General features: G+C 42.3%; 21 protein-coding genes. 6 read left to right on the top strand and 15 right to left on the bottom strand.

Annotated elements, in window-relative coordinates:
- Positions 1 to 141: 141 nt before the first annotated feature.
- Genes WHS63_RS03080 through purL form a run of 4 tightly spaced genes read right to left on the bottom strand, consistent with a single transcriptional unit; the run spans position 142 to position 5497 of the window.
- Positions 142 to 1698: an NAD(P)/FAD-dependent oxidoreductase gene (locus WHS63_RS03080; RefSeq protein WP_445203838.1), complete on the bottom strand. Its 1557-nt coding sequence runs from the start codon at positions 1696 to 1698 to the stop codon at positions 142 to 144.
- Positions 1699 to 1754: 56 nt separating this feature from the next.
- Positions 1755 to 2489, bottom strand: a complete 735-nt coding sequence (porT, locus tag WHS63_RS03085; RefSeq protein ID WP_445203839.1) for a type IX secretion/gliding motility protein PorT/SprT — start codon at positions 2487 to 2489, stop codon at positions 1755 to 1757.
- 55 nt (positions 2490 to 2544) lie between these two features.
- Positions 2545 to 3276 carry a bifunctional demethylmenaquinone methyltransferase/2-methoxy-6-polyprenyl-1,4-benzoquinol methylase UbiE gene (ubiE, locus tag WHS63_RS03090; protein ID WP_445203840.1) on the bottom strand — a complete coding sequence of 244 codons (732 nt, stop codon included), beginning with the start codon at positions 3274 to 3276 and terminating at the stop codon, positions 2545 to 2547.
- On the bottom strand, positions 3269 to 5497 hold the full coding sequence (gene purL / locus WHS63_RS03095; protein ID WP_445203841.1) for a phosphoribosylformylglycinamidine synthase subunit PurL: 2229 nt from the start codon (positions 5495 to 5497) through the stop codon (positions 3269 to 3271). The genes ubiE and purL overlap by 8 nt, the downstream gene beginning before the upstream one ends.
- A 216-nt stretch (positions 5498 to 5713) precedes the next feature.
- Between purL and WHS63_RS03100 the strand changes: the two genes are divergently transcribed.
- The 3 genes from WHS63_RS03100 to WHS63_RS03110 all read left to right on the top strand — a co-directional run bounded on the left by WHS63_RS03100 (position 5714) and on the right by WHS63_RS03110 (position 7706).
- Entirely contained in the window at positions 5714 to 6475 is a 762-nt protein-coding gene (locus WHS63_RS03100) for an SDR family NAD(P)-dependent oxidoreductase (RefSeq protein ID WP_445201066.1), read from the top strand.
- Positions 6476 to 6528: 53 nt separating this feature from the next.
- Entirely contained in the window at positions 6529 to 7206 is a 678-nt protein-coding gene (locus WHS63_RS03105) for a zinc metallopeptidase (protein ID WP_369489613.1), read from the top strand.
- A gap of 227 nt (positions 7207 to 7433) precedes the next feature.
- Positions 7434 to 7706 (top strand): hypothetical protein, encoded by a 273-nt coding sequence (locus WHS63_RS03110; protein WP_445203842.1) that lies wholly within the window; start codon positions 7434 to 7436, stop codon positions 7704 to 7706.
- A 195-nt stretch (positions 7707 to 7901) separates the two neighbouring features.
- On the opposite strand, the gene nqrF is transcribed toward WHS63_RS03110, so the two are convergent.
- From nqrF to WHS63_RS03140, 6 genes are read right to left on the bottom strand one after another with little or no spacing between them, the layout of a single operon-like run.
- Positions 7902 to 9161, bottom strand: a complete 1260-nt coding sequence (gene nqrF, locus WHS63_RS03115; protein ID WP_445203843.1) for an NADH:ubiquinone reductase (Na(+)-transporting) subunit F — start codon at positions 9159 to 9161, stop codon at positions 7902 to 7904.
- 22 nt (positions 9162 to 9183) lie between these two features.
- Positions 9184 to 9801, bottom strand: coding sequence for an NADH:ubiquinone reductase (Na(+)-transporting) subunit E (gene nqrE / locus WHS63_RS03120; RefSeq protein ID WP_445201095.1), 618 nt, complete (start codon positions 9799 to 9801; stop codon positions 9184 to 9186).
- A gap of 22 nt (positions 9802 to 9823) precedes the next feature.
- Positions 9824 to 10483, bottom strand: coding sequence for an NADH:ubiquinone reductase (Na(+)-transporting) subunit D (locus tag WHS63_RS03125; protein ID WP_445203844.1), 660 nt, complete (start codon positions 10481 to 10483; stop codon positions 9824 to 9826).
- The gene (gene nqrC / locus WHS63_RS03130; RefSeq protein ID WP_445203845.1) at positions 10476 to 11249 is read right to left on the bottom strand and encodes an NADH:ubiquinone reductase (Na(+)-transporting) subunit C; all 774 of its coding nucleotides are present in this window, start codon (positions 11247 to 11249) and stop codon (positions 10476 to 10478) included. The genes WHS63_RS03125 and nqrC overlap by 8 nt, the downstream gene beginning before the upstream one ends.
- Before the next feature lie 13 nt (positions 11250 to 11262).
- On the bottom strand, positions 11263 to 12429 hold the full coding sequence (locus tag WHS63_RS03135) for an NADH:ubiquinone reductase (Na(+)-transporting) subunit B (RefSeq protein WP_445203846.1): 1167 nt from the start codon (positions 12427 to 12429) through the stop codon (positions 11263 to 11265).
- A gap of 16 nt (positions 12430 to 12445) precedes the next feature.
- Positions 12446 to 13804: a Na(+)-translocating NADH-quinone reductase subunit A gene (locus WHS63_RS03140; protein WP_445203847.1), complete on the bottom strand. Its 1359-nt coding sequence runs from the start codon at positions 13802 to 13804 to the stop codon at positions 12446 to 12448.
- A gap of 205 nt (positions 13805 to 14009) precedes the next feature.
- On the opposite strand from WHS63_RS03140, the gene WHS63_RS03145 reads away from it, so the two are divergent.
- Complete coding sequence (locus WHS63_RS03145; protein WP_445203848.1) at positions 14010 to 15236, top strand: type IX secretion system plug protein; 1227 nt, start codon at positions 14010 to 14012, stop codon at positions 15234 to 15236.
- Positions 15237 to 15489: 253 nt separating this feature from the next.
- Positions 15490 to 16338 (top strand): caspase family protein, encoded by an 849-nt coding sequence (locus tag WHS63_RS03150; RefSeq protein ID WP_445203849.1) that lies wholly within the window; start codon positions 15490 to 15492, stop codon positions 16336 to 16338.
- A gap of 77 nt (positions 16339 to 16415) precedes the next feature.
- Here WHS63_RS03150 and mtaB read toward each other — a convergent pair whose 3' ends face one another.
- From mtaB to WHS63_RS03175, 5 genes are all read right to left on the bottom strand, one after another.
- The gene (gene mtaB / locus WHS63_RS03155) at positions 16416 to 17717 is read right to left on the bottom strand and encodes a tRNA (N(6)-L-threonylcarbamoyladenosine(37)-C(2))-methylthiotransferase MtaB (RefSeq protein WP_445203850.1); all 1302 of its coding nucleotides are present in this window, start codon (positions 17715 to 17717) and stop codon (positions 16416 to 16418) included.
- Positions 17718 to 17797: 80 nt separating this feature from the next.
- A complete protein-coding gene (locus tag WHS63_RS03160) occupies positions 17798 to 18703 on the bottom strand; it encodes a Ppx/GppA phosphatase family protein (protein WP_445203851.1) in 906 nt (301 codons plus the stop codon).
- Complete coding sequence (locus WHS63_RS03165; protein WP_445203852.1) at positions 18700 to 20784, bottom strand: RNA degradosome polyphosphate kinase; 2085 nt, start codon at positions 20782 to 20784, stop codon at positions 18700 to 18702. The genes WHS63_RS03160 and WHS63_RS03165 overlap by 4 nt, the downstream gene beginning before the upstream one ends.
- 76 nt (positions 20785 to 20860) lie before the next feature.
- Positions 20861 to 21349 carry a SixA phosphatase family protein gene (locus WHS63_RS03170; protein ID WP_445203853.1) on the bottom strand — a complete coding sequence of 163 codons (489 nt, stop codon included), beginning with the start codon at positions 21347 to 21349 and terminating at the stop codon, positions 20861 to 20863.
- Positions 21350 to 21366: 17 nt separating this feature from the next.
- Complete coding sequence (locus WHS63_RS03175; protein ID WP_445203854.1) at positions 21367 to 22695, bottom strand: PhoH family protein; 1329 nt, start codon at positions 22693 to 22695, stop codon at positions 21367 to 21369.
- Positions 22696 to 22834: 139 nt separating this feature from the next.
- On the opposite strand from WHS63_RS03175, the gene WHS63_RS03180 reads away from it, so the two are divergent.
- Positions 22835 to 24118 carry a bifunctional folylpolyglutamate synthase/dihydrofolate synthase gene (locus tag WHS63_RS03180; protein WP_445203855.1) on the top strand — a complete coding sequence of 428 codons (1284 nt, stop codon included), beginning with the start codon at positions 22835 to 22837 and terminating at the stop codon, positions 24116 to 24118.
- Positions 24119 to 24402: the final 284 nt, after the last annotated feature.

Raw genomic sequence — 24402 nt, forward strand, 5'->3', positions numbered from 1 at the left:
TTTTAAACCGATACAAGTTACGCTAAATTAAAATGATTTAAAACGTTTGATTGATTTTTTTGGATGATAAATTGACAAACAATTAAGATTTTCAGAATTAGCATAGGTGTTGAGAGTAAAAAATCGCAAAAATCAATTCCTCTAGCTAACATACCGGGAAACTGCATCGGCTACAATACTGCCGTCCAAGGCCGATGACACTATACCGCCGGCATAGCCTGCACCCTCACCCGAAGGGAAAAGCCCTTTGACCTGAATGTGCTGAAGGGTTTCAGGATCCCTAGGAATACGGATAGGCGACGATGTCCGCGATTCTACTCCCAGTATTACAGCATCGTTGGTTAGGAAACCCTTCATCTTTTTACCAAAAGCTTTGAAACCCTCCCTGAGCCTAAAACCGATATGCTCGGGTAGCCAAAGGTGCATCTCCGACGAGTTTAACCCGGGATGGTATGAGCAGGCAGGAAGGTTTGATGAGAAACGCCCTTCTACAAAGTCAACCAAACGCTGAGCGGGAGCTTGAACTCCATATCCCCCATGCTGTTTAGCAAGACGCTCCAATTCTGCCTGAAACTCTAGTCCGGCAAAAATGCCATGCTGAACATAGTCAGCCAAATCATCTAAACGGATTTCAACAACTATTCCTGAGTTTGCCCAGCGTGAATTCCTATTTGAGGGTGACATTCCATTGACTACAACCTCATCGGTTCCTGTAGCGGCAGGCACAATAAAACCACCGGGACACATGCAGAATGAGTAAACCCCCCGTCCCTCAACCTGATGTACCAGTGAATAAGCAGCAGCAGGTAAATACTCGCTTCGGGGTATGCCATGGTATTGAATGGCATCGATAAGTGCTTGTGGATGTTCAACCCTCACCCCCATGGCAAACGGCTTAGCCTCCAAGGCAATACTTTGATTGTGAAGCATGTGAAAAATATCGCGAGCCGAATGCCCAGTGGCAAGTATTACGGCTTTACCATTTATCCTTTGCCCATCGGCAAGTTTAACACCAACCGCTTGACCAGAATCTAAAATTATCTCTGTAACCCTGCTACTAAAAAGCACTTCACCCCCATGCTGAAGAATAGTTTCCCTTATACGAGTTATAATTCCGGGTAGCCTGTTGGTTCCAATATGCGGGTGAGCCTCGTATAGTATTGCCGGATCGGCTCCATGATCAACCAGAGCCTGAAGAATGCGCCTGTAATCACCTCGCTTTTTGGAACGGGTGTACAGCTTGCCATCGGAAAAGGTTCCGGCACCACCCTCGCCAAAGGCGTAGTTTGAGTCGGGATTAAGCTGATGTTCCCGATTCAGCATAGCTATATCGCGCTTACGGTGGCTTACGGATTTGCCACGCTCAATTACTATAGGTTTTAAACCAAGTTCAATTAACCTTAATGCAGCAAATAATCCTGCTGGACCCGCCCCAACAATAATAACCGGCATTGCATTACGAACATCAGTGTAATTGAAAACCGGTCGTTCATCAATAATCTTTTCCTCGCCAATAAAAACCCTAACGCCAAGGTTAACCAGAACCTTACCCTTACGGGCATCTATTGATTTGCGGGTTATGTAGTAATGCCGAATTGAATCGGTTGGTATATCAATTTTCCGTGCAATTGCTCTAACAACTGCTGTTTCATTTGCCGCCTCATCGGGCCTTAACACAATAGATATTTCATGTGGCATAAGGAAAAACTCTAATAAGAAAGCATTAACACGGATAAGGACGAAAAGGTTTAAACCTACTCAAAGTGGAATGAAACAATCAGGAACTTCGATCTTAAACTTCCCAGGGCATCGTGGTAAATCTTTCCTTCATCAACATAATCGCTCGATAACATATTAAGCAAGCCGGCCGACCACTTAATCTCTGCCGAAAACTTAAAGTATTGGAGAAAGAAATCGACACCAAAGCCAACCTCATAGTAGTAGTCGAACTTTTGTAGCCTTAACAGAACGCCCTTTTCAACCTTGAGGCGCTTGTATGCGGCTAAATCAATTCTAACGTCAGTTCCCAGGTACAAGTAGGGGCGGACATTACTGTTGCGCTCCGATAAGAACTTAATTCCAACAGGCAAATCGATGAAGTTCGACTCCATCTTCATGGTTGTAGCCAGCGAAACGCTACTGTCGGCATCAACCTTAAAAAAATTTACATCGCGCTGGCCAAAAGAGTATCCAGGCAGAAAACGTAGATGAATATCGCGGGCAATACGGAGGTCGCCAATGGCATTTACGTTAAGACCTGCCGAAATATGGGTTACCTCTGCAAAGTACTTTGAGCCATCGGCATTGAACTGAGCGGTTCGGTTAACTGCATCAAAATCCATTACATTAACGCCAATAGAGAAACCAAACCTGAGCGGTTTCCCTACGTCATAGTCGGGGTCGTTTAGCAATGTGGGCCGTTTGAATTGACCAAATGAGTTGCCAACTACCAAAAAACAAAGTAATAGTAATGCAAAAAAACGTTTCAAGTGCGATTCACAGTTTTAGTAACGACTCTGATTAAACGGTAACCAGTCAAAAATATTATTGATTTTTCTTTTTCGCAATATAAAGGGTGGCAATACCAAAGGTTTGAACCCTGATTTCCACATCGTTAAAACCCGCTAACTTAATTATCTGGGCAAAAGCTTCACCCTGAGGGAATGAAAGCACCGATTCAGGGAGATAGGTATATGCCTGTCGGTTGCCCGACACCTTGCCACCAACCCACGGTAAGAATTTTAGAAAGTAAAATCGATATAAAGCATTAAACGGCCAGTGGCGGGGCATGGAGAACTCTAAAACACCCAGTTCGCCGCCGGGTTTAAGCACACGACAAATCTCCTTTAGTCCTTGGGCTAAATCCTCAAAATTTCGCACACCAAATGCAACCATGGCAGCATCGAAATGGTTATCGGGTGAGGGAATACAGAGCGCCGAGGCCTTTTTAAGGGTAATGCGCTCCAGAAACTTCCATTTTTTCACCTTCACCATTCCAATGGCAAGCATCGATTCAGAGATATCGATACCAACTATCTTAACAGTAGGGGATTTTTTAGCCATTACAAATGCAAGATCGGCAGTTCCGGTTGCCACATCCAAAACCTCCCCAGGATTGTTAAGTAGCAGCCTTTTTACAAGCCGTCGCCTCCAAAACTTATCAATGCCAAGGCTAAGCAGATGGTTAAGAAAATCGTAGCTTGGCGCAATGCTATTAAACATTGCCGCAACGCTACTGGTTCGTTTATCAACAACAGTATTTGGACTTTTACCCATTTATCAGCTGCTCAAGCGAGGAGTCGTAAATTTTCTTTAAATCGGCTACAAAGCCAAACGAAACATCATCGACTCTAATTTCCGACTTGGTAACATGACCAAGGGTTGAGAAAGGCACCTTGCTTGCTACCATAAAGTCAATAAACTGGGTTTCGCGCGATGGCGATACCGAAACCACAATTCGCCCTTGGGCCTCACCAAACAGGAAGGCATCGGTACGAATTTCGGCATCGGTAGTGATATCGAAACCTAAGTTGCGAGGCATGGCACTTTCAAGAAGCGCAATGAATAGTCCTCCATCGGAAACATCGTGTGCCGATTGAATCAGGTTACGTGCAATAAGCTCGCGAACCGCACGTTGAACCTCATACTCCTCCTCAAGGTTAAAGTAAGGCGCAGGCGACTGCTTGACACCGTGGTAGCTGTAAAGGTATTCGGACGAAGCGATATCGTTTACTGACTTTCCAATCAAATAAATCATATGACCCTTCTCCTTGAAAGCCAGCGTTGTATGGTGATTCTTATTTTCAAGTAAACCAATCATACCAATGGTTGGTGTGGGGAAAACTGCCTCCTCCTTGCCTCCAATTGATGCTTGGTTGTAAAAACTAACATTACCGCCGGTAACAGGGGTGTCGAACTTTTCACAAGCAGTACCCATCCCCTTAACTGCCTGTACAAACTGCCAGTAAACTTCAGGGTTATATGGGTTACCAAAGTTGAGGCAGTTAGTAACAGCCAAGGGTTTAGCACCAGTGCAGGAGATGTTACGGGCTGCCTCGGATACTGCAATCATGGTTCCAACCATGGGGTCGGCCTTAACGTAACGCGAATTGCAGTCAACAGTCATCACAAGCGCCTTATTGGTGCCCTTCAGGTTGTATACACCCGCATCGGAGGGGAAGTTGGTAGTCATATTCCCAGTGCCAATCATGGTGTCGTACTGCTCATATACCCAACGTTTCGATGCAATATTGGGGTGAGCAACCAGAAAACGGGCTACATCAATCAGGTCGGCAGGTTCAGGAACTTTATTGATATCGAACTTTTTATACTCCTTGTAGTAAACTGGTTCACGGTATTCCCTATCGTAAACGGGAGCGCCCCCCCCAAGTACCAGCGATGAAGCGGGAACCTTGGCAACCAGTTCTCCATGGTAGTAAAACTCTAGGGTATCGCCCTCGGTAACCTCACCAATAATGGCGTAGCTAATATCCCACTTATTAAGTACAGCCTCAACATCGGCCTCTCGACCCTTCTGAACCACCATGAGCATTCGCTCCTGCGATTCGGACAGCAAGATTTCCCAGGCCTCCATGTTCTTCTGCCTTAAAGGAACCTTATCCAAATCGATTCGCATGCCATGTCCACCTTTTTCGGACATTTCCGAGGTGGAACAAATGATACCGGCAGCACCCATATCCTGCATACCAATCAGTGCACCAGTCCTGATCACCTCCTGGGTTGCTTCCAGCAAGATTTTTTCCTGAAAGGGGTCGCCTACCTGAATTGAAGGGATATCCTCGGCTGAATCCTCGGTTATATCGGCCGATGCGAATGTCGCACCATGAATACCATCCTTTCCGGTGGCTGAACCAACAATGTAAACCGGATTACCCTTACCCTTTGATACAGCCGAAACTACCTTATCCTTCTCAACCAACCCCACCGACATGGCATTTACCAGAGGATTCATGTTGAATGAATCGTCGAAGAAAACTTCGCCTGCCAACACAGGAATTCCAAAGGCATTGCCATAATCGCCAATACCCTTAACCACTCCCTTAATTAACCAGCGGGTTCTATCGAGCTTAAGGTTGCCAAATCGTAATGAGTTTAGCTGGGCCACCGGGCGTGCGCCCATGGTGAAAATATCGCGATTAATACCTCCAACTCCTGTAGCAGCACCCTGGTAGGGTTCAACAGCACAAGGGTGGTTGTGCGATTCAATCTTAAATGCACATGCCAAACCATTGCCAATATCAACCAAACCCGCATTCTCCGTTCCGGCCTCTGCCAGTATAGCTGAACCTTTACGGGGTAATGTTTTTAGCCACTTAATGGAATTCTTATACGATGCGTGTTCCGACCACATTACCGAGTATATACTTAACTCAGTGTAGTTTGGGGTGCGTCCCAGGTAGTTCTTAATCATCTCAAACTCTTCAGGAAGAAGCCCTAGCTCGCGGGCGGTTTCAACGGTAACTGTTCGGTTTGGCATAACTTTCTAATTTTTCTACTTTATAAATTTCCTGCCAAAAATACGAACATTAACTCAAGTAACATAAGCTGAAATCGAAAAAATAGCAGTTAAACATTCATTATCGATGTTTTACCAAAAAAGTTTTAAAAAACCTTAAGCCATTGTGTAATTACTGACTTATATTCTAATTTTGAGTTAACATGAAACGCTTACTAACACACCTATACTATTGATATTATGAGAATTGCATTGATAACTGGTGCTACCTCCGGTATTGGACGAGCTACTGCCCTCAGGTTGGCCATGGATGAGTTTAACCTTATCATTACTGGCAGAAGACTTGAAAGGCTTGAAGAGCTAAAAAAAGAGATTGAAGTAAAGTATAAGAAAGATGTTCATATCCTGAACTTTGATATCCGTAACCTGGATGAGGTTAACAGTGCCATTGATTCACTCCCTGAGCGCTGGCGAAAAATTGATGTTCTGGTAAACAATGCAGGCTTGGCAGTTGGACTAAACCACATACAGGACGGAGTTATTGATGACTGGGAACGAATGATTGACACTAATATCAAAGGAGTGCTTTACATCACCCGAAAGGTTGCCCCCATGATGATTGAACGGGGGAAAGGCCACATTGTAAATATTGGTTCGATTGCTGGAACACAGGTTTACGAGAACGGAAACGTTTACTGTGCCACCAAGCATGCCATGCATGCACTCTCGCAGGGTATGCGGCAGGATATGCTAAAGCATAATATCAAGGTTACCGAAATTCGCCCCGGATTACTGGAAACCGAGTTCTCCATTGTTCGCTTTAAGGGCGATAGCGAGAAAGCCAAAAACACCTATGTTGGACTAACCCCGCTATTTGCCGAGGATATTGCCGATGCCATTCACTTTGTGCTAACTCGCCCACCCCATGTTTGCATTAACGATTTAGAGGTAACACCAGTGGCTCAGGCTAACGCCTACTACGTGAATCGAAACGTGTAAGCAATTTGTCTTAACTAGCTGATACGTGAAAAGAAACAATAAATAAACTCGTTATGGGAATCTACCTGATAATGATAATCTTTTTCGTGCTAAGCTTCATGGTTTCCATGCAGCTTAGGTCGAAGTTTGCGCGTTACTCGCGCATAGCCTTACCCCGGGGACTTAGCGGAAAGGAGGTGGCCGAGCTTATGCTCCACAACCATGGTATTTACGATGTAAAAGTAATATCGGTAGATGGTGAGCTAACCGACCACTACAATCCGGCAAATAAAACCGTAAACCTCAGCCCCGATGTATACCACGGACGCAGCATTGCTGCTGCAGCTGTGGCAGCTCACGAATGCGGGCACGCCATTCAGCATGCCCAGAGCTATGCTTTCCTGCAGATGCGTTCGGCTTTGGTTCCTGTCGTGAGCGTAGCCTCGCGTTGGGTTCAATGGGTCTTACTGGCAGGTGTTATTCTGCTCCAAACCATGCCTAGTATCTTACTTATAGGAGTAATTATGCTCGGTTTAACAACCCTTTTCAGCATTATTACCCTACCAGTTGAAATGGATGCCTCGCGCAGGGCGCTTGCGTGGCTCAACTCATCGGGATTAACCTATGGCGAGGGCGCTCTGTATGCCCGCGATGCCCTTAAATGGGCTGCGCTTACTTACGTTGTAGCAGCACTTGGTTCACTTGCCACCCTGCTATACTATATCGGCTTGCTGAATAGCAACGATGAGTAGCAGTTAAATGATACTAAACCATAATCTTTTTTATTTGGTTTTTATTTTAACAGCGCCTTTAGGCGCTTTTTTTATGTATATAACCAACATGCTTTTGATTCAGTGCTTAGGAATTATGCACTGTTACCCCTCAATTTTCAAATGAAATCAGGGAGTATATGATAATCCAACTTGCAAGTATCAGAATTATCAATTAAATTAGATTCTGTTTTGAAATACAAAAAGGCATGGCTAAACTTACAAAAGAAGAATTGGAAAAAAGATTGAAGAAGTACGCAAAATCAATGGGCTTTGAACTTGAAAACCAAAGATTCTATCAGTATTTGAGATTAAACATCGACTTTGATTCCTTTTTTATTCTTAATTTTCTAAATAAGGAAGAAGTTATAGAGATAATTGAAGACAAAAAAACTATTAATGAGCTAAGTATTCTACTATCAGATATTGTGGATGAAAAATTAGCTTCCACTCCACCCTATCCGCCCTTGAGTAAAAACTAAATATCAATATAAAAACAAAAGGGGCTTTACAGCCCCATTTTGTTACCTTTAACCTAAAACCAAACCTAAACCTAACTCAAAAACCAAAAGCCTATGAGAAAACTAACTCTTTTCTGTTTCAAATAACACTGCAAAGATAAAACCCGCATTAGCTAATGCGGGTTAAAGGAATATTAAGTTTAGTTAAACAATGTTTTATCCACCAAAATCGTCAAAAGCAATCATCTCTTCAGGTACGCCTAAATCGAACAACATTTTTTGAACGGCATCGTTCATGGCTGGCGGACCACAGAGGTAGTACTCAATGTCCTCAGGAGCATCGTGTTTTGAAAGGTAATTATCGTATATAACCTGATGGATAAATCCTACATAGCCTGTCCAGTTATCCTCTGGTTTGGGTTCTGAAAGGGCAATGGTGAATTTGAAGTTAGGAAATTCCTGCTCAATTTTACGGAAGTGCTCCTCGTAGAAAATTTCTCGTTTTGAACGGGCTCCATACCAGAAAGTAGCCTTCCGGGTAGTACGTTTGGTTAGGAATTGATCAAATATATGCGAGCGCATGGGAGCCATTCCAGCACCACCACCAATAAACATCATCTCATTCTGGGTGTCCTTTATGAAGAACTCGCCATAGGGTCCTGAAATCATGACCTTATCGCCGGGTTTACGCGAAAAAATGAAACTTGAACAAACTCCGGGGTTTACGTTCATAAAAGCATTTTTCTCCCTATCCCAGGGCGGAGTAGCAATACGAACGTTAAGCATGATTATATTGTCCTCCGCTGGGTGGTTTGCCATGGAGTATGCGCGGAATGTTTCCTCGGTATTCTTCATCTTCAAATCCCACATCTTGTACCTATCCCACTCGTCGCGGTATTCAGGTTCAACATCGATATCCCTAGCAAAATCTACCTCAACCTTAGGCACATCAATCTGTATATAGCCACCGGAACGGAAATGTAACTTTTCACCCTCGGGTAGCTTAACCACAAACTCCTTAATAAAAGTTGCCACGTTGTGGTTCGATACCACTTCACACTCCCATTTCTTAATACCTAAAACCTCTTCGGGCACCTCAATTTTTATGTTCTCTCTAATTTTTACCTGACAACCCAGTCGCCAGTGATCGTTCTGCTGCTTACGGGTAAAAAATCCCACCTCGGTTGGTAAAATACTGCCACCACCTTCCAAAACCCTGCACTTACACATGCCACAAGTTCCGCCTCCACCACATGCCGATGGAAGAAAAACTCCGTTATTTGATAGGGTTGAAAGAATTGTTCCCCCTGGATCTACTTCAAGAGTCTTCTCCTCATTAATTATCAACTTCACCCTACCCTGGGGGGTAAGTTTTGCTTTAGCGTATAGCAGAACCGCTACCAGCAACAAAATAATTAGCAGGAATACTGCAATTGCTGAAATTATAATGGTTCCGTTCCCTGAAAGTAATATCATGGTTAAATAGTTTTTACAGTTTTTACAACTTGATGCCCATAAAGGTCATGAACGCAATGCCCATTAAACCTGTAAGAATGAATGCAATACCTAACCCGCGTAATGGTTTAGGGATATCGGAATACTTGAGTTTTTCGCGGATTGCAGCAATGCTAACAATTGCTAGAGCCCAACCTATTCCTGATCCAACTCCAAAAACAGTAGCCTCTGCAAGGGTTTCGTATTCACGTTCCTGCATGAATAATGAGCCTCCCAGTATTGCACAGTTTACCGCAATAAGGGGTAAAAATATTCCAAGGGAGTTGTATAACGATGGCGAAAACTTCTCTACCACCATCTCAACCAGTTGCACCATGGATGCTATAACAGCTATGAACATTATAAACGAGAGGAAGCTTAGATCTAAATTTGCAAAACCGGGATCAAGCCAGCTTAAGGCACCCGGTAGTAGTAAATACTTGTTCATTAAATAGTTTACGGGAACAGTAATAGCCATCACGAATATTACCGCAATGCCAAGCCCCATTGACGTCTTTACTGTTTTTGATACGGCCAGGTACGAGCACATACCTAGAAAGTAAGCAAAAACCATATTATCGACAAATATGGACTTGACAAATATGTTGATTAGATGTTCCATACCTTAGGTCAATTTTTTGTGGTTAATCCTCAATAAGTTTCCGGTTCCTGCTACGTTGTACCCAAATTATGATACCAACAGTAATCAGCGCCATCGGAGGTAGAATCATCATACCGTTATTCTCATAAAAACCTCCGTTTTTGATATACCAATCAATGGGTATAACCCTATAGTTAAAAATGGTTCCTGAGCCAAGTAGCTCACGGAAAAAAGCTACAATAACCAGGATTAAACCATAACCTAATCCATTACCAATTCCATCGAGAAACGATGGCCAGGGCTTATTACCTAGTGCAAAAGCCTCTAGACGTCCCATGATTATGCAGTTTGTTATAATTAACCCTACAAAAACCGATAGCTGTTTGCTTACATCGTAAACATAAGCTTTCAGTATTTGATCGACCAGAATTACCAGCGCGGCAATAACAACCAGCTGCACAATAATACGGATACGGTTAGGAATTGAATTCCGGATTAAAGAAATTATCAGGTTTGAGAAAGCGGTTACTACTGTAACGGAAATGGCCATCACAATGGCAGGCTTAAGCTTTACGGTAACAGCCAAGGCTGAACAAATACCCAATACTAAAACAGTCACTGGGTTTTTAGAGTCAATTGGCTCGGTAAGCAGCTTAATGTTCTTTGGGGAGAACCATGGTTCCCTTTCCTTAACTTCACTCATGGCTAATACTGTTTTTTACTTTTTGAAAATAGCTTTGGTAGGCAGTTAGGCAATCGAAAAGCATATTTTCGAGCCCTTTGCTGGTAATGGTACCACCCGAAATGGCATCAACCCCATGGGGATCGTTGGGTGCGGCACCACCTTTTACCACCTTTACGGAAGTAAAGGTTAAAATGTAGTCGCCCTGAAAAATTGATTTTCCCTTGAATTGCTCCTGAAACTCGGGAGTGGAGATTTCAGCGCCTAATCCTGGCGTTTCGCCCTGATGGGCAAAAGTGGCACCGTAAATGGTATTCAAATCATCGTTTAAAGCGATATAGCCCCAAATAGGCCCCCATAGGCCACGTCCACGAAGGGGAATGATATACTTTGTGCTACCATCATCGAGTTTAGCCTTGTAAACCGGAAGGTTTCGCTGCTCAATGGGCTTGGACATTTCAACCTTCAAATCTACATTAAATGCAACTACACCGGTTATGGTGTCGCCTTTTGAGTTAACAACAACCTGCTCAGGGATATACTTATTGAAGTTTTCAGAAACAAATGCATGCTTGTTGGCGGCTTGTTCAACCCCATCGGCCTTGCCTATTGAGCGAAGTATATCGATTTTCTTTTCCGTTTCAATATTCTTGGTTTGTGCCGGTTTTAAAGCCGTTGAGGCAATAGCCAGCAGCATGGCTACAACAATAACCATTACCGAAGAATACATAATTGTATAGGCATTGCTGTTTCGGTCCATGCTTTTTATCTTATCCAGTAAACTCATAGCTTTTCAAAGTTTAGACGTTAGCAACCTTTTTGGCGCGTTTCATTCTTCGGCGAATGTTGGCTTCAACCACGTAGTAATCAATTAGTGGAGCAAATGCATTCATTAGCAGGATGGCAAGCATCATACCTTCCGGATAAGCGGGGTTAAGCACTCTGACAAGCAGGGCCAGAAAACCTACCAGAAATCCATATATCCACTTACCCTTCTCGGTTTGCGATGCGCTCACAGGGTCGGTAGCCATAAAAACAGCACCAAATGCAAAGCCTCCCATAACTAGGTGCTGCCATGCTGGAATCTCCATGTAGGGGTTAACTGCAAAGGCATTAAAAAGTAAACCTGCTGCCAAGCCACCTCCAAATACCGAAACCATGATTTTCCAACTGCCAATTCCTGTTACTATAAGTATGACAGCACCAATAAGAATTGCTAAAGTAGATGTTTCACCAACTGAGCCAGGAATAAAGCCCATGAACATATCGTATACTGAAGGCAACTGGTCAATTTGGTAGGCTGCTGCTTTGGCAAGAGGGGTGGCGCCTGAAAAACCATCCACTACTCCTTGCCCCTGAGTCAGCCCGGCAATCCAAACCTTATCGCCCGACATGTGCGAAGGGTAGGCAAAGAAAAGGAACGCCCTTGCCAGTAAAGCCGGGTTGAATACGTTGTAACCTGTTCCCCCGAAAACCTCCTTACCAATTATTACTGCAAAAGCAACCGCAATGGCAAGCATCCAGAGAGGAACGTCAACAGGCATGATTAGCGGGATAAGCAAGCCGCTAACTAAAAATCCCTCATTAACCTCATGGCCTCTGGACTGGGCAAATGCAAACTCAATGGAAAGTCCCACACCATAGCTTACCACAATTAATGGTAAAACTTTAAGAAAACCATACCAGAATGTCTCTAAAAAACTCCAGCTTGCACCAATGGAAAGAGCATGCTGGTAACCAACATTCCACATTCCAAAAAGCATGGCAGGCATTAATGCGATAATCACAATGGACATAGTGCGTTTCAAGTCCAGCGAATCGCGTATATGGCTTCCCTTGGTAGTAACCGTATTGGGCACAAACAGAAAAGTTTCAAACGCATCAAAGGTTGAGTGAAACATCTCAAACCTCCCACCTTTCTGGAAGTGCGGCTTAATCTTATCCAGGTAATTTCGTAACGCTTTCATTACAATGATATTATTGTTAGCTTAACTCTTTAATCATGATTTCAATGCCCTTGCGTAGAATAGCCTGCACCTCAGTTTTTGAAGGGCATACATACTCGCAAAGCGCCATATCTTCCTCAACAACTTCGTAAATCCCAAGTTGCTCCATCCTATCGATATCATTAGCCAGAATGGCTTTAACTAGATGCATTGGGTAAATATCCATTGGCATAACCTTCTCATACTGGCCGGTAACCACCATTGCCCTATGACCACCATGCATATTGGTATCGAGGGTAAACCTCTTGCCCGGAATTAATTTCGATAAAAAGGTACGTGAAGCGCTATGCTTATTGACTCCCGGAGCAATCCATCCGAAAAACTCATACTTATTCCCTTCAGGAATAACGGTTACCATGTTATCATAAAAACCTAAGTATCCCAATTTATCGACACGCGTACCGGTAAGCACATTTCCACTTATGATACGAACTTGAGCCTGTGTACTAACATTATCCTTAATAATACTCTCAATGCTTGCGCCGGAAATCAACTTATAGTATCGGGGTTTTATAACCTCGGAGCCAGCCAGAGCAATTACCTTGGTTGCATCGTAGATACCTTTAAGGAAAAGGCGTCCAATAATAATAACATCCAGAGGATTTACTACCCATACTACCTCTCCTTTATTTATTGGGTCGATATGGTGAATTTGAACACCAACATTACCAGTAGGATGAGGCCCAGTAAAATAGTGGAACTCCACTCCTTTTGCATTGGCAAAAGCTTTTGCGGGTGGAAAATCGGAACTTAACCCCAAGTGAACCTTCCCGGTGGTTAGCTTACGAAGCACATCCACGCCTGTCTGAAAGCTCTCCTCCTCACCCTGAACTGCAAAATCTAAATCGGGAGCAAGCGGTGAGGTATCAAAGCCAGAAATGAAAATTGATTTAGGGGAATCAGCAGGATTGGCAATAATGCCAAAAGGCCTTTGCCTAATGTAGGGCCAAGCCCCTGCTTTGAGCAACTTTGCAATAACCTCATCGCGGGTAAGCGTTTCGGGCGATGCAGGACCAAAGTCCTCATAAACCACCTCGCCACTATCGGCCTTTACAACTACCTCCAGTATAACCCTGCGTTCACCACGCCTAACATCAACCACTTCACCGCTAACAGGCGTTGAAAATACTATGTTAGGCCTATACTTGTCGTGAAACAATGGCGAACCCGCCCTGACTTTATCGCCAACCGCAACATTGAGCTTGGGCACAAGCCCGGGAAAGTCGGTTGGCTTAACCCCGTAAGTTTCAGCCTTATCGAGGCGAACCAGCACCTTCTCAGCTGAACCCTTTAACGGGATATTCAATCCACGTTTGATTTTAATTGGCTTAGACATTATTTTAATGTTTTGCTAAAACAAATTTAAGGAATTTTGAACTCCTGTTTAAAAAAACTCAGCCACAAATGTAGTATCTTTGATAACACGTTAACAAAAATATTTATTGATGTATATCAAATTTACCAGATATATAGATATTAATATATCTATTTTTATCATATCCATATTAACCCCTCTGCTTTGTTACTCAAATAACAGAGAAGTGGCTGAAAATGTTTTTGGAAAACCTGAAAAATTATCGAACCAATGGAAAACAAACATAAAATCGGTTAAAGCCTACAAAACCGGTTTTGAGCTAACTCAACCAATAATAGAGTTGAATACCGACGAAACTATAACTTTGGAATTCGACGACTTATCAGATGAAACGGAGCAATACGAATACACCGTAATTCATTGCGACTATAGCTGGAACCCTACAAATATGGTGTTCATAGAGTATGCCGATGGTTTTGACTTTAACCCCATTAACGATTATCGGTATTCTTCCGGAACGTTGGTGCAATATAGGCACTATACCCTTACAATACCGAATAGTAACCTTAAGCTTAAGCTTTCGGGAAATTACATCGTGCAAGTTGTTAGGCAAAGCAATAGGAGCGAAATTGTTCTTCAACAACAGTTTAGGGTGTATGAGCCACTGGTTAAAGTTGATGCCCTTATTCGTCAACCCATTGAACCAAGTATTCAAAGCACCCACCAGCAAATGGAACTAACGGTTAATACTGCTCTACTTGGAAAGGTTGACCCTAATAACGATGTGGTTGTTCTTTTAAACCAAAACAACCAACCCTACAACCTGCTGACTTTTAAAACTCCACATTTCAGCGATGGCCATATGTTGATTTACCACACCCCAACATCACCCATATTTGAAGGGGGGAATGAGTTCAGGCAGCTAAACCTAAAATCGTTTCATTATCAGGTTGCCGAAATACAAGGCATACAACAATACGATGGTGTTTACCATACCATACTTTCGCCCGATAAAAGAGTAAAAACCTACCGTTATAGCGAAAGCGCTGATATTAACGGTAAATTCATAGTTAAATGCGATGATGTTGCAGAAAGCCAAGTTGAGGCCGATTACACATGGGTATATTTCACCCTCAGCAACGACGTTCAGTTCGATGGCGATATCTATATATTTGGCGAGCTAAGCGGTTGGGAGCTTAACCCAAATTTCAAATTGAAATTTAATCCGGAATGCAACTGCTACGAAACCCGATTGCTTTTAAAACAAGGCTTTTATAACTACAAGTATGTTTTTGTTTCCCAAGTTTTGGTTACAGCTGACTTTAACCGCATTGAGGCGAATTTTTTTGAAACTGAAAACGCTTACAATATTCTTGTTTACTACAAATCGCAAGGGGTAAGGTATTGGCGATTAGTAGGGCTGAATGGAGTGAACAGCCGGTACAAGAACTAAGATTTTATTACAACAACAGTAAAGACATATTTTAGTAAGCGCCAATTAGGGCTTTTCTACAAAAGTAAAATTTGCACTTGAGTAATTTTCTGGTTATTCCACTAAAAAACATAAGAATAGGTTGTTGGTTGGTTGTTGTTTGCTTTATATGCTTCAATATCAGCTTTTTGTCGACTTTAATTGACTTCAGGTAAAACAAGGTTTAACTTGCCTTTGCCTTTAAAAAAATAACAAACCAACTAAACCAAAACCTATGAGAAACAAAATTTTAAGATTTGCCGTTTTGGCAATTTTTGCTTCAGCAATTGCTGTAAGCTGTTCAAAGGAAGATGACGAATTGGTTCAGAAACCCAATGAAAGTCAATGGACAGTTCGCCCCGATTTTGCTACGCTCGACACACGTCCACAGGACATTATTGAGCAGTTCACCCTAACCGAGAAGGATGCTGATCTTGTTAAAGTTGATGAAAACACCCCTAAAGGTGCAAAGTATGCCTTGGTTATTGGTATTTCCGATTACTCTGGAACTCAGTATGACCTTCAATACTGCGACGATGACGCAACCGACTGGAAAAACAGGCTTGTAAAGGAAGGATACTCAGTTACCATTCTTCTTGATCGCAATGCAACCTCAGCCAATATTCAATCGGCAATTAACAGTTTGGTTAGCAAGGCTGCTGCAGGTACTGAAATTGCATTTTGCTACTCAGGTCACGGCAGTAGCGGTAATATTGTTACCACTGACCTTTACTACATAAGCAGCTCATGGTTCAAAACAAAATTCTCAACAGCCAAGAGCACCAAGATGATGTTCTGCTTTGATGCTTGCCAAATAGGTGCAATGAAAACCGCCCTTAATGCTACTGGTAGAGTTGTTGCTGTGGCTTCAAGCACCACTACATACTCCTACGATGGAGATGCTACCATGAAGAACGGAGTATTTACCTACTACCAGATGTATGGCTTTGACTATAAGGGTTACATTTACCTTGAGCCTGATTGCAGCTACGCTTGCACACAAATGAAAAGCTGGGCATCGGCTAGGGGACTAACTGTTGCCCCATCGTATGTTGATTCATACTCCGGTAATTTCGATCTTTAACCCAATACTTGTTTCTTTAAAAATTTGAGCCGGAGATACTCCGGCTCTTTGCTTTTATTCCAAACGGATTGGCAACACTAAATCACTAAACCTTCAACAAACCCATCGGGGGTAAACTTTTCTAACCGCACTTTTACAACTTTGCCTGCATGCCCTTTATCGAAAGGAATACTTACTTTAATATAGTTATCGGTAAAACCGAACATGTAATCGCCTTTACGTGACGATTCCACAAGGACAGGACGGATTTGACCAATATGTTTCAGGAAAAATTCCTTATGTAACCTATCGGATAGCTCGGCTAAAAGTGTTACCCTTTGCTTAACCACCTTTGGACTTACCTTACCTTCAAATTCGGTGGCAGGGGTATTTGGACGTTCTGAATAAGGGAAAATATGTAAGAATGATGGTTTCACCTGCTCAATAAAACGGAATGCATCGCTAAAATCGTCGTCGGTTTCGCCTGGAAAGCCAACGATTACATCTACACCGAAAAAGGTATCGGGCATTCGACTTCGGATCAGTTCAATGCGTTCAGCAAAAAGTTCGCGGCGGTAGCGCCTGCGCATAAGCGCAAGTATCCTATTTGAACCCGATTGAAGCGGTATATGGAAGTGGGGAAGGAACTTAGCCGATTTTGCCACAAAATCGACAATTTCAGGGGTAATAAGATTTGGCTCAATGGACGAAATTCGGAAGCGCTCAATTCCCTCTACCCTATCGAGCTGTTGGATGAGCTCCAGGAATGTTTCGCCAGTGGACTTGCCAAAATCGCCTGTATTGACACCTGTAAGAATAATCTCTTTAACATTCTGACTGGCTATAGCTTTGGCCTGCTCCACTATTTGACTAATGGGCATATTGCGGCTTTTCCCTCGCGCAAGGGGTATTGTGCAGTAGCTGCAATGGTAATCGCAACCATCCTGTACTTTCAGGAACGATCGTGTTCTATCGCCAGTTGAGTATGCCGGGAAAAAATCACTTACCGAATCGATATCGCAGCTATAAACTTTTACATTTGTCTTTTTAGCATCATTCCCAATCAGATGAGGGAGGTTGAACTTATCAGCTGCTCCAAGCACAATGTCAACCCCATCTATTTGTGCAATTTCATCGGGCTTGAGCTGAGCATAGCAACCCACCACTGCAACCATAGCGTTGGGCGATTTGGTTGTGAACTTCCGGATTGCCTGACGGCATTTCTTATCGGCATGCTCGGTTACTGAACAGGTATTAATTACATAAACGTCGGCCTCCGAATCGGGCGAAACACGCTCGTAGCCCATATCGGCAAACTGACGGGCAATGGTAGATGATTCTGAAAAATTCAACTTGCACCCCAGCGTGTAGAATGCAACACGCTTTCTCCCCTGGTTCATTGTAAAAAATTTTTGCAAAGGTAACAAATGAAAACCATTAAGGTTTACACCAAATGAATATTAGATTGTAACAGATGGTGCTATTGTTGCAACGCAAGACTCTGCTTATAATCAGCGTAAAGCGTACGAATAATACCGTCGGAAATACCAATTGTAGGAACTATCACCTCCTTTGCACCAGACCATTTCATCACCTTGAGAAATATTTTGGTTGCCGGTATAATAACATCTGCACGGTCAGGGTTTAAGCCAAGTAACTTAATCCTATCGTCAACAGAGTAACTGTCCAAAGAATCGTATAGATTTTTCACTTCCTTGTGATATAAAGGCTCCCCTATTGGCTTACGTGCAAGTTTGTAAAGCTTATTGATATTTCCACCTGACCCAATAATTTTTGGTTGGTTCTTCTTTTTTACTATGCTTTTAATCCAGTCGCGTACCTGATCAAAATCGGGCTTTCCAATCATTCCCTTAAGAATGCGAATAGTTCCAATATTAAAAGAGTTTGATGCCTTGATTTCACCTTTTTCAAAAACAGTAATTTCAGTGCTACCACCACCCACATCAACATATATATAAGGTCTATCATGGTCAAGCATCTCTGCAATACCATTAGCGTAAATTATTTCGGCTTCGCGTGATCCATCAATAATCTCTATGTTAATGTTTGCATGCTGCTTAACCATACTAACAAGTTCAGGCGCATTGCTGCTCGAGCGCATTGCCGATGTGGCACATGCCCTATAGGCAACCACATCCTGCGCTTCCATCAGGTTTTTGAAAGCAATCATGGTTTTGAGCAGTTTCTGAGCTCTATGTTCACTGATATAACCAATAGAAAAAGCATCCTCGCCTAACCTGATAGGAACTCGCACCAGCGAGGACTTGCTAAAAACTACAGTTTCTCCATCCTCCACCACGTTTGTAAGTAGCAATCGGGCTGCGTTTGAACCTATGTCAATTGCGGCAAACTTTAGTATCTTCATTTTACCTCTCCGTTCTTGTGCCTTTCAATATTATGATAATAACTATAAAGTTCCAGTTGTGAACGAAACTCGGGTTCTCCCTCTTTACATGGCTTAAACTCATTGCAACCGCCTTGGTTAACCAAACGGGCTTTCACATTATCGCGAAGCGCATAGTTAACCACCGTTTTCATCTCCTCAATTAGGGGTTTACTGTAAATAGGGGTTGCCACTTCAATGCGGTAGTCAAGGTTACGGGTCATCCAGTCGGCCGATGAAATATAGCATACTTCACTACCCCCATTAGCAAATATGAAAATGCGAGAGTGCTCCAAAAACCTATCGACAATCCCATATACCTCAATATTTTCGCTAATGCCCTTTACGCCTGGCACAAGTGCACATGTTCCCCTTACCACAAGTTTAATCTTTACACCTGCCTTACTCGCCTGGTATAGTTTCTTTATCATCTCCTCGTCAACCAGGTTATTTATTTTTCCAATAAGGTAGGCAGGGAGTCCTTTGGCAGCATTCTCAATTTCAGTATCAATTAATGAGTATAAGCGCCTACGCATGTTGAATGGAGCAACTAGCAAATGCTTGTATGAAAATGTCTTGTAATTTGTTTCAAGAAAAGTAAAAACCTTAAGTATTTCAGAGGTTATTCTTGAATCGGCAGTAAAAAGGTTAACATCAGTATAGATGTTTGCGTTCCCCTCATGAAAATTACCGGTGCTCACCACTGCATATTTACGTTCCTTGTTTTTTTCCTGACGGGTAATAAGTGTCATTTTACTATGCACCTTTAAACCGGGCACCCCAAATATCACCTGAACGCCGGCCTCTTGCATTTGCTTAGACCAATATATATTAGCATTCTCATCGAAACGGGCGCGCAACTCAACTATGGCTGTAACTTTTTTACCGTTTTGAGCAGCATTGATTAATGCATGCACAACACGCGATTCAGTGGCAACCCTGTAAAGGGTAATATGAATTGATTTAACGGCAGGATCGAGGGCTGCCTCACGTAACAAGCGAATGTAATACTGGAAGCTATGGAAAGGATAATGAAGCATGAAATCGTGATCGGACATAACATCCATAATACGAACAGCCTCATCTAATTCCTTGACACTAACGGGCTCAAGCGGTAAATTTATAAGGTGGTTTCGTCCCAGGCTGGGGAATCGGATAAAATCCTTGAAGTTGTGATACCGACCTCCCGGAATAACATAATCATCCTCGTCCAAATTAAGTCCTTTCACAATGAACTTTAGTAAGTCAGTAGGAATTTTCTCATCGTAAACAAGCCTTACCGGTTCGCCACGTTTCCTATTCTTAACTCCCTTTGATATCTTCTCCAAAAGGCTCTCAGAAATATCGTTATCCACGTCAAGCTCTGCGTCGCGGGTAATTTTTACTGTGTATGCTTCAAAAGTATCAAAAGGAAGTATCTTGAATACCTTGGATAGGCAAAGCCTGATTACATCGTCGAGGAGGATAATATAACTTTTATCGCCTTCGTTCGGTAACTGTATAAAACGCTTTACAAACCTCGAAGGAATTTCGATGAGTGCAAACTCCTTTGTATTGGGTTTTTGACTGTTAGTAAGCTTAACCGCTAGGTAAATGGATTGATCGACCAGTTCAGGGAATTTATTGTTCCGCTTTAAAATTACCGGTGCCACAAATTCCGAGATGTAATCGTCGAAATAGCTGTTAAGGTAATCAATTTGCCCAGCTGACAGTTGTGTTTCGTTAATGAGATAGATATTCTCCTTTCTTAGCTCATCAATAATTTCCTGAAATGTATTGTCAAACTTTTTCTGATAGTCAATGACTATCCGTTGGATCTTTTCGAGAATTTTACGGGGATTATCGCCCATAATCTTTTTTGCCCCCTTTTCAACTACCAATAAACGGCGTAGGGTGGCAACCCTCACACGGAAAAACTCATCGAGGTTGTTCGAAAAAATTCCAAGAAAACGAATACGTTCAATTAACGGGACTGATGGATTTGCGGCTTCCTGCAACACTCTGCCATTAAATGCCAACCAGCTTAGCTCACGGTTAACAAGAGGAATTTTTTTTGGTGCCATTCAAATCTAGTATTTCGGGCAATATTAATTGATTAACCGATTACAGGTTAAACACTGATGTTAAGAAATTGTTAAACTACCAATCAAAGCTCTGAAAAACAGAACAAACCTTTTCAGTAGAAAGTTCTATCCACCTGTTAATGTCAAACTTAACCCCAACAAGTCCCGATGTTGGTAGTTCATGAATGCGATTGGCTACAAAAGTGTTTACCAAATAGGTAAGTGTTGGATTATGCCCTACCACCATTACACTTTTGTATTCATCGGGTAATGATTTAATCATCTCCACCAACTCTCTTTCATCGGCCTGGTAAACCATTGGCTCTATCCGGATTTTATCATGCGGAAACCCAATGGTTTCGGCAAAAAGTATTGCTGTATGCACCGCACGGTTAGCAGAACTGGTAATAATCAGATCTAACCCTTGCACCTTGGGTGCAATAGCCCTCGCGGTGTTAACAATGTCGCTTATACCTTTGGCTTTTAATGCCCTATCCTTATCTGCTTTATCGGCCTCGGCCCAGGAGGATTTGGCATGACGGAGTATGAGCAACGTTTTTGCCATTTATAAACCGGTTTAAGTTAAAGCAAATCGCTAGCCAGCTCGGCCAAGTAACTACGTTCGCCCTTTACAAGATTAATATGGGCAAATATCTCCTGGCCATGCATTCTATCGCTTAAATAGGTTAACCCATTCGATTTCATATCGAGGTAAGGGTGGTCAATTTGATGTATATCGCCTGTAAATACAAACTTAGTACCTTCACCTGCCCGGGTAATGATTGTTTTAATCTCGTGTGGCGTGAGATTTTGAGCCTCGTCAACAATGAAGAAAACATTTGAAAGGCTTCGTCCCCTTATATATGCCAATGGTGTAATTACAAGCTTATCGGCACGTTGCATCTCTTCAATATGCATGTAATCTTTGCTTGTTGGCTTAAACCTATTTTTTATAACACCTAGGTTGTCGAATAGGGGCTGCATGTATGGCCCAATTTTTTCATCAACATCACCCGGTAAAAAGCCAATATCTTTATTGGAAAGCGCAACAATTGGTCTGGCAAGTAGAATTTGATCGAACTGCTCTTCCTGTTGTAATGCCGCCGCTAGCGCAAGTAGGGTTTTGCCTGTCCCTGCTTTTCCGGTAAGCGCAACTAGCTGAATCTCGGGCCTCAAGAGTGCATCCAGGGCAAACGTTTGCTCCGCATTTCTGGGATCAATACCATAAGCTCTAACCTTTTCAACACGATCAAGGGTATCGGTTGCCTTATCGTAATGAGCAAGTGCACTCGATTTGTTCCCTTTTAAAATATAGTACTGATTAGCGTAAGGCTTTAACTTTAAATCCTTTGCTAAAAGTTTCTCCTCGGAATTGTAAAGCTTTTGAATTAATGCATCATCAACCTTTTCAATAAGCTCAATCTCTTTCTTCAAGCTATCAATATCCTCAACCTTATCGTTAAGGTAATCCTGTGCAACAATGCCCAACGATTTGGCTTTCATTCTAAGGTTGATATCCTTAGTAACAAGTATAACCGGACGATCAGGATTATGCTTAACCAAATGAATGGTAATGGCTAAAATCCTATTATCAGGCGTGAACTCAGCAAATGATTCTTTCATTTCAGGGGGCATTGGCTTACCGGTTTCAATTCTGAGTTTCCCTAGATTTTTCCCTAAAGGCAAGCCCCCGTTAAAAAGCTTATCGCCGGCAATTTTATCTAACTCCCTAACAAACTCCCGGGCATGATAATTAATCATTTCGTTCCCCTTCTTAAACTTGTCAAGTTCCTCAAGTACTACTATTGGAATAACAATATCATTGTCCTGAAATTTATACAAACACTGAAAGTCGTGAAGAATGACATTAGTATCAATCACGAAAATCTTATTCACTTTACTCTTTGCCATAGTTTTGCGATTTAAAAATTCATCTAAATATAAGAAAAGCTCAATCAAAACAATCATTATCACCCTAAATATTTGTTAACCGAGAGCTAATAAGTTTTGAGCGAGAAAATCACTAAACTTGCACCCAAAACCAAGTAAAATGACGTACAACGAGGCGCTTGATTACATCTACTCACATCTACCTATGTTTCAAAGGGTTGGGAAAGCAGCATACAAAGCTGACCTAGGCAATACCCTTAAACTTGATGAGTATTTTGGGCATCCACATCGCACATTTAAAACAATACATATTGCAGGGACAAATGGAAAGGGAAGCACATCGCACATGCTGGCTGCCGTTCTTCAAAAAGCTGGATATAGAGTTGGGTTATACACCTCCCCACACCTAAGGGATTTCAGAGAACGAATAAGGGTAAATGGTGAAATGATTCCCGAAGATGAGGTTGCTAAGTTCATTTCACAGCATAAGGATTTTTTTGATCAAATTATGCCGTCATTTTTTGAAATGACAGTTGCGCTGGCATTTGATTACTTCTCTCGAATGAACCTTGATGTTGCAGTTATTGAGGTGGGTTTAGGAGGTAGGCTCGATTCAACAAATATTATTAACCCCATTCTAAGTGTAATTACAAATATTGGGTTTGATCACACCGACTTGCTTGGCGATACATTACCAAAAATTGCATCAGAGAAAGCAGGAATTATTAAACCAGATACACCAGTTGTTGTAAGTAAGTATCAACCTGAGGTTGAAAACGTCTTTATAGCAAAGGCAAAGGAAATGAATGCTCCTATCTATTTTGCTGATCAAGAAATTCAGGTTTACGAACAGTACATAGATACTACGGGGTTACAGGTATTAAAACTAACTGAAAAGGGCAGAGATATAAAAATTGAGATTGACCTGTTAGGCAATTACCAGCGTTACAATATTCCTGGAGTTCTAAAATCATTAGAAATACTAAGCGGTAAAGGGTTTTTACTTTCCAACGAAGCGCTAATGGATGGTTTAAGGAATGTTCAAACGCTTACCGGGCTTATGGGACGTTGGCAAAAATTATCGGAGAATCCACTCATCTATTGCGATACAGGACACAATGTGGATGGTATTAAATACGTTGTGAAGCAACTCAGGCACATTCCTCACAATAACTTGCACATGGTAATTGGCGTAGTCGCCGATAAGAACATTGATGGAATGTTGGCACTACTGCCTAAAAATGCAACCTATTACTTTACCCAAGCTGCAATACCAAGGGCATTAAACCACGAAGAATTAAAAAAGAGGGCGGAAGAACATCAACTATACGGTCACTCATATTCAAAAGTCGCTTTGGCATTAGCGGCAGCAAAGGAAGCCTCCAATCCAAACGATTTAATTTTTGTGGGTGGAAGCACTTTTGTAGTTGCTGAAGTTGTATAGTTTTTGATTGCTGATTATCAATAGAATTAAAGATTTTAAAAATTTTTTCTTTAATTTTTTCCGAAAATATTTTGCAGATTTCAAACTTTCGCATACTTTTGCATCGCATTTCCAACGGGGAATGACCAATAAAAAGACCAAATATTGGGAGCTTAGCTCAGCTGGTTCAGAGCATCCCGCGTTGCGGGAGGGTCACAGGCTGAGATAAAATATTGGGAGCTTAGCTCAGCTGGTTCAGAGCATCCCGCGTTGCGGGAGGGTCACAGGCTGAGATAAAATATTGG

This window comes from Tenuifilum sp. (genome assembly GCF_037481895.1).
Taxonomy (GTDB): domain Bacteria; phylum Bacteroidota; class Bacteroidia; order Bacteroidales; family Tenuifilaceae; genus Tenuifilum; species Tenuifilum osseticum.

Bases quoted from the DNA above. Each gene is read 5' to 3' on its own strand.
- purL (WP_445203841.1), bottom strand. From the start codon at position 5,497: ATGCCAAACCGAACAGTTACCGTTGAAACCGCCCGCGAGCTAGGGCTT.
- WHS63_RS03125 (WP_445203844.1), bottom strand. From the start codon at position 10,483: ATGAGTGAAGTTAAGGAAAGGGAACCATGGTTCTCCCCAAAGAACATT.
- WHS63_RS03140 (WP_445203847.1), bottom strand. From the start codon at position 13,804: ATGTCTAAGCCAATTAAAATCAAACGTGGATTGAATATCCCGTTAAAG.
- nqrC (WP_445203845.1), bottom strand. From the start codon at position 11,249: ATGAGTTTACTGGATAAGATAAAAAGCATGGACCGAAACAGCAATGCC.
- WHS63_RS03175 (WP_445203854.1), bottom strand. From the start codon at position 22,695: ATGGCAAAGAGTAAAGTGAATAAGATTTTCGTGATTGATACTAATGTC.
- WHS63_RS03180 (WP_445203855.1), top strand. From the start codon at position 22,835: ATGACGTACAACGAGGCGCTTGATTACATCTACTCACATCTACCTATG.
- nqrF (WP_445203843.1), bottom strand. From the start codon at position 9,161: ATGATATTACTTTCAGGGAACGGAACCATTATAATTTCAGCAATTGCA.
- nqrE (WP_445201095.1), bottom strand. From the start codon at position 9,801: ATGGAACATCTAATCAACATATTTGTCAAGTCCATATTTGTCGATAAT.
- WHS63_RS03150 (WP_445203849.1), top strand. From the start codon at position 15,490: ATGAGAAACAAAATTTTAAGATTTGCCGTTTTGGCAATTTTTGCTTCA.
- ubiE (WP_445203840.1), bottom strand. From the start codon at position 3,276: ATGGGTAAAAGTCCAAATACTGTTGTTGATAAACGAACCAGTAGCGTT.
- WHS63_RS03135 (WP_445203846.1), bottom strand. From the start codon at position 12,429: ATGAAAGCGTTACGAAATTACCTGGATAAGATTAAGCCGCACTTCCAG.
- WHS63_RS03170 (WP_445203853.1), bottom strand. From the start codon at position 21,349: ATGGCAAAAACGTTGCTCATACTCCGTCATGCCAAATCCTCCTGGGCC.
- WHS63_RS03105 (WP_369489613.1), top strand. From the start codon at position 6,529: ATGGGAATCTACCTGATAATGATAATCTTTTTCGTGCTAAGCTTCATG.
- WHS63_RS03160 (WP_445203851.1), bottom strand. From the start codon at position 18,703: ATGAAGATACTAAAGTTTGCCGCAATTGACATAGGTTCAAACGCAGCC.
- WHS63_RS03110 (WP_445203842.1), top strand. From the start codon at position 7,434: ATGGCTAAACTTACAAAAGAAGAATTGGAAAAAAGATTGAAGAAGTAC.
- WHS63_RS03080 (WP_445203838.1), bottom strand. From the start codon at position 1,698: ATGCCACATGAAATATCTATTGTGTTAAGGCCCGATGAGGCGGCAAAT.
- mtaB (WP_445203850.1), bottom strand. From the start codon at position 17,717: ATGAACCAGGGGAGAAAGCGTGTTGCATTCTACACGCTGGGGTGCAAG.
- WHS63_RS03165 (WP_445203852.1), bottom strand. From the start codon at position 20,784: ATGGCACCAAAAAAAATTCCTCTTGTTAACCGTGAGCTAAGCTGGTTG.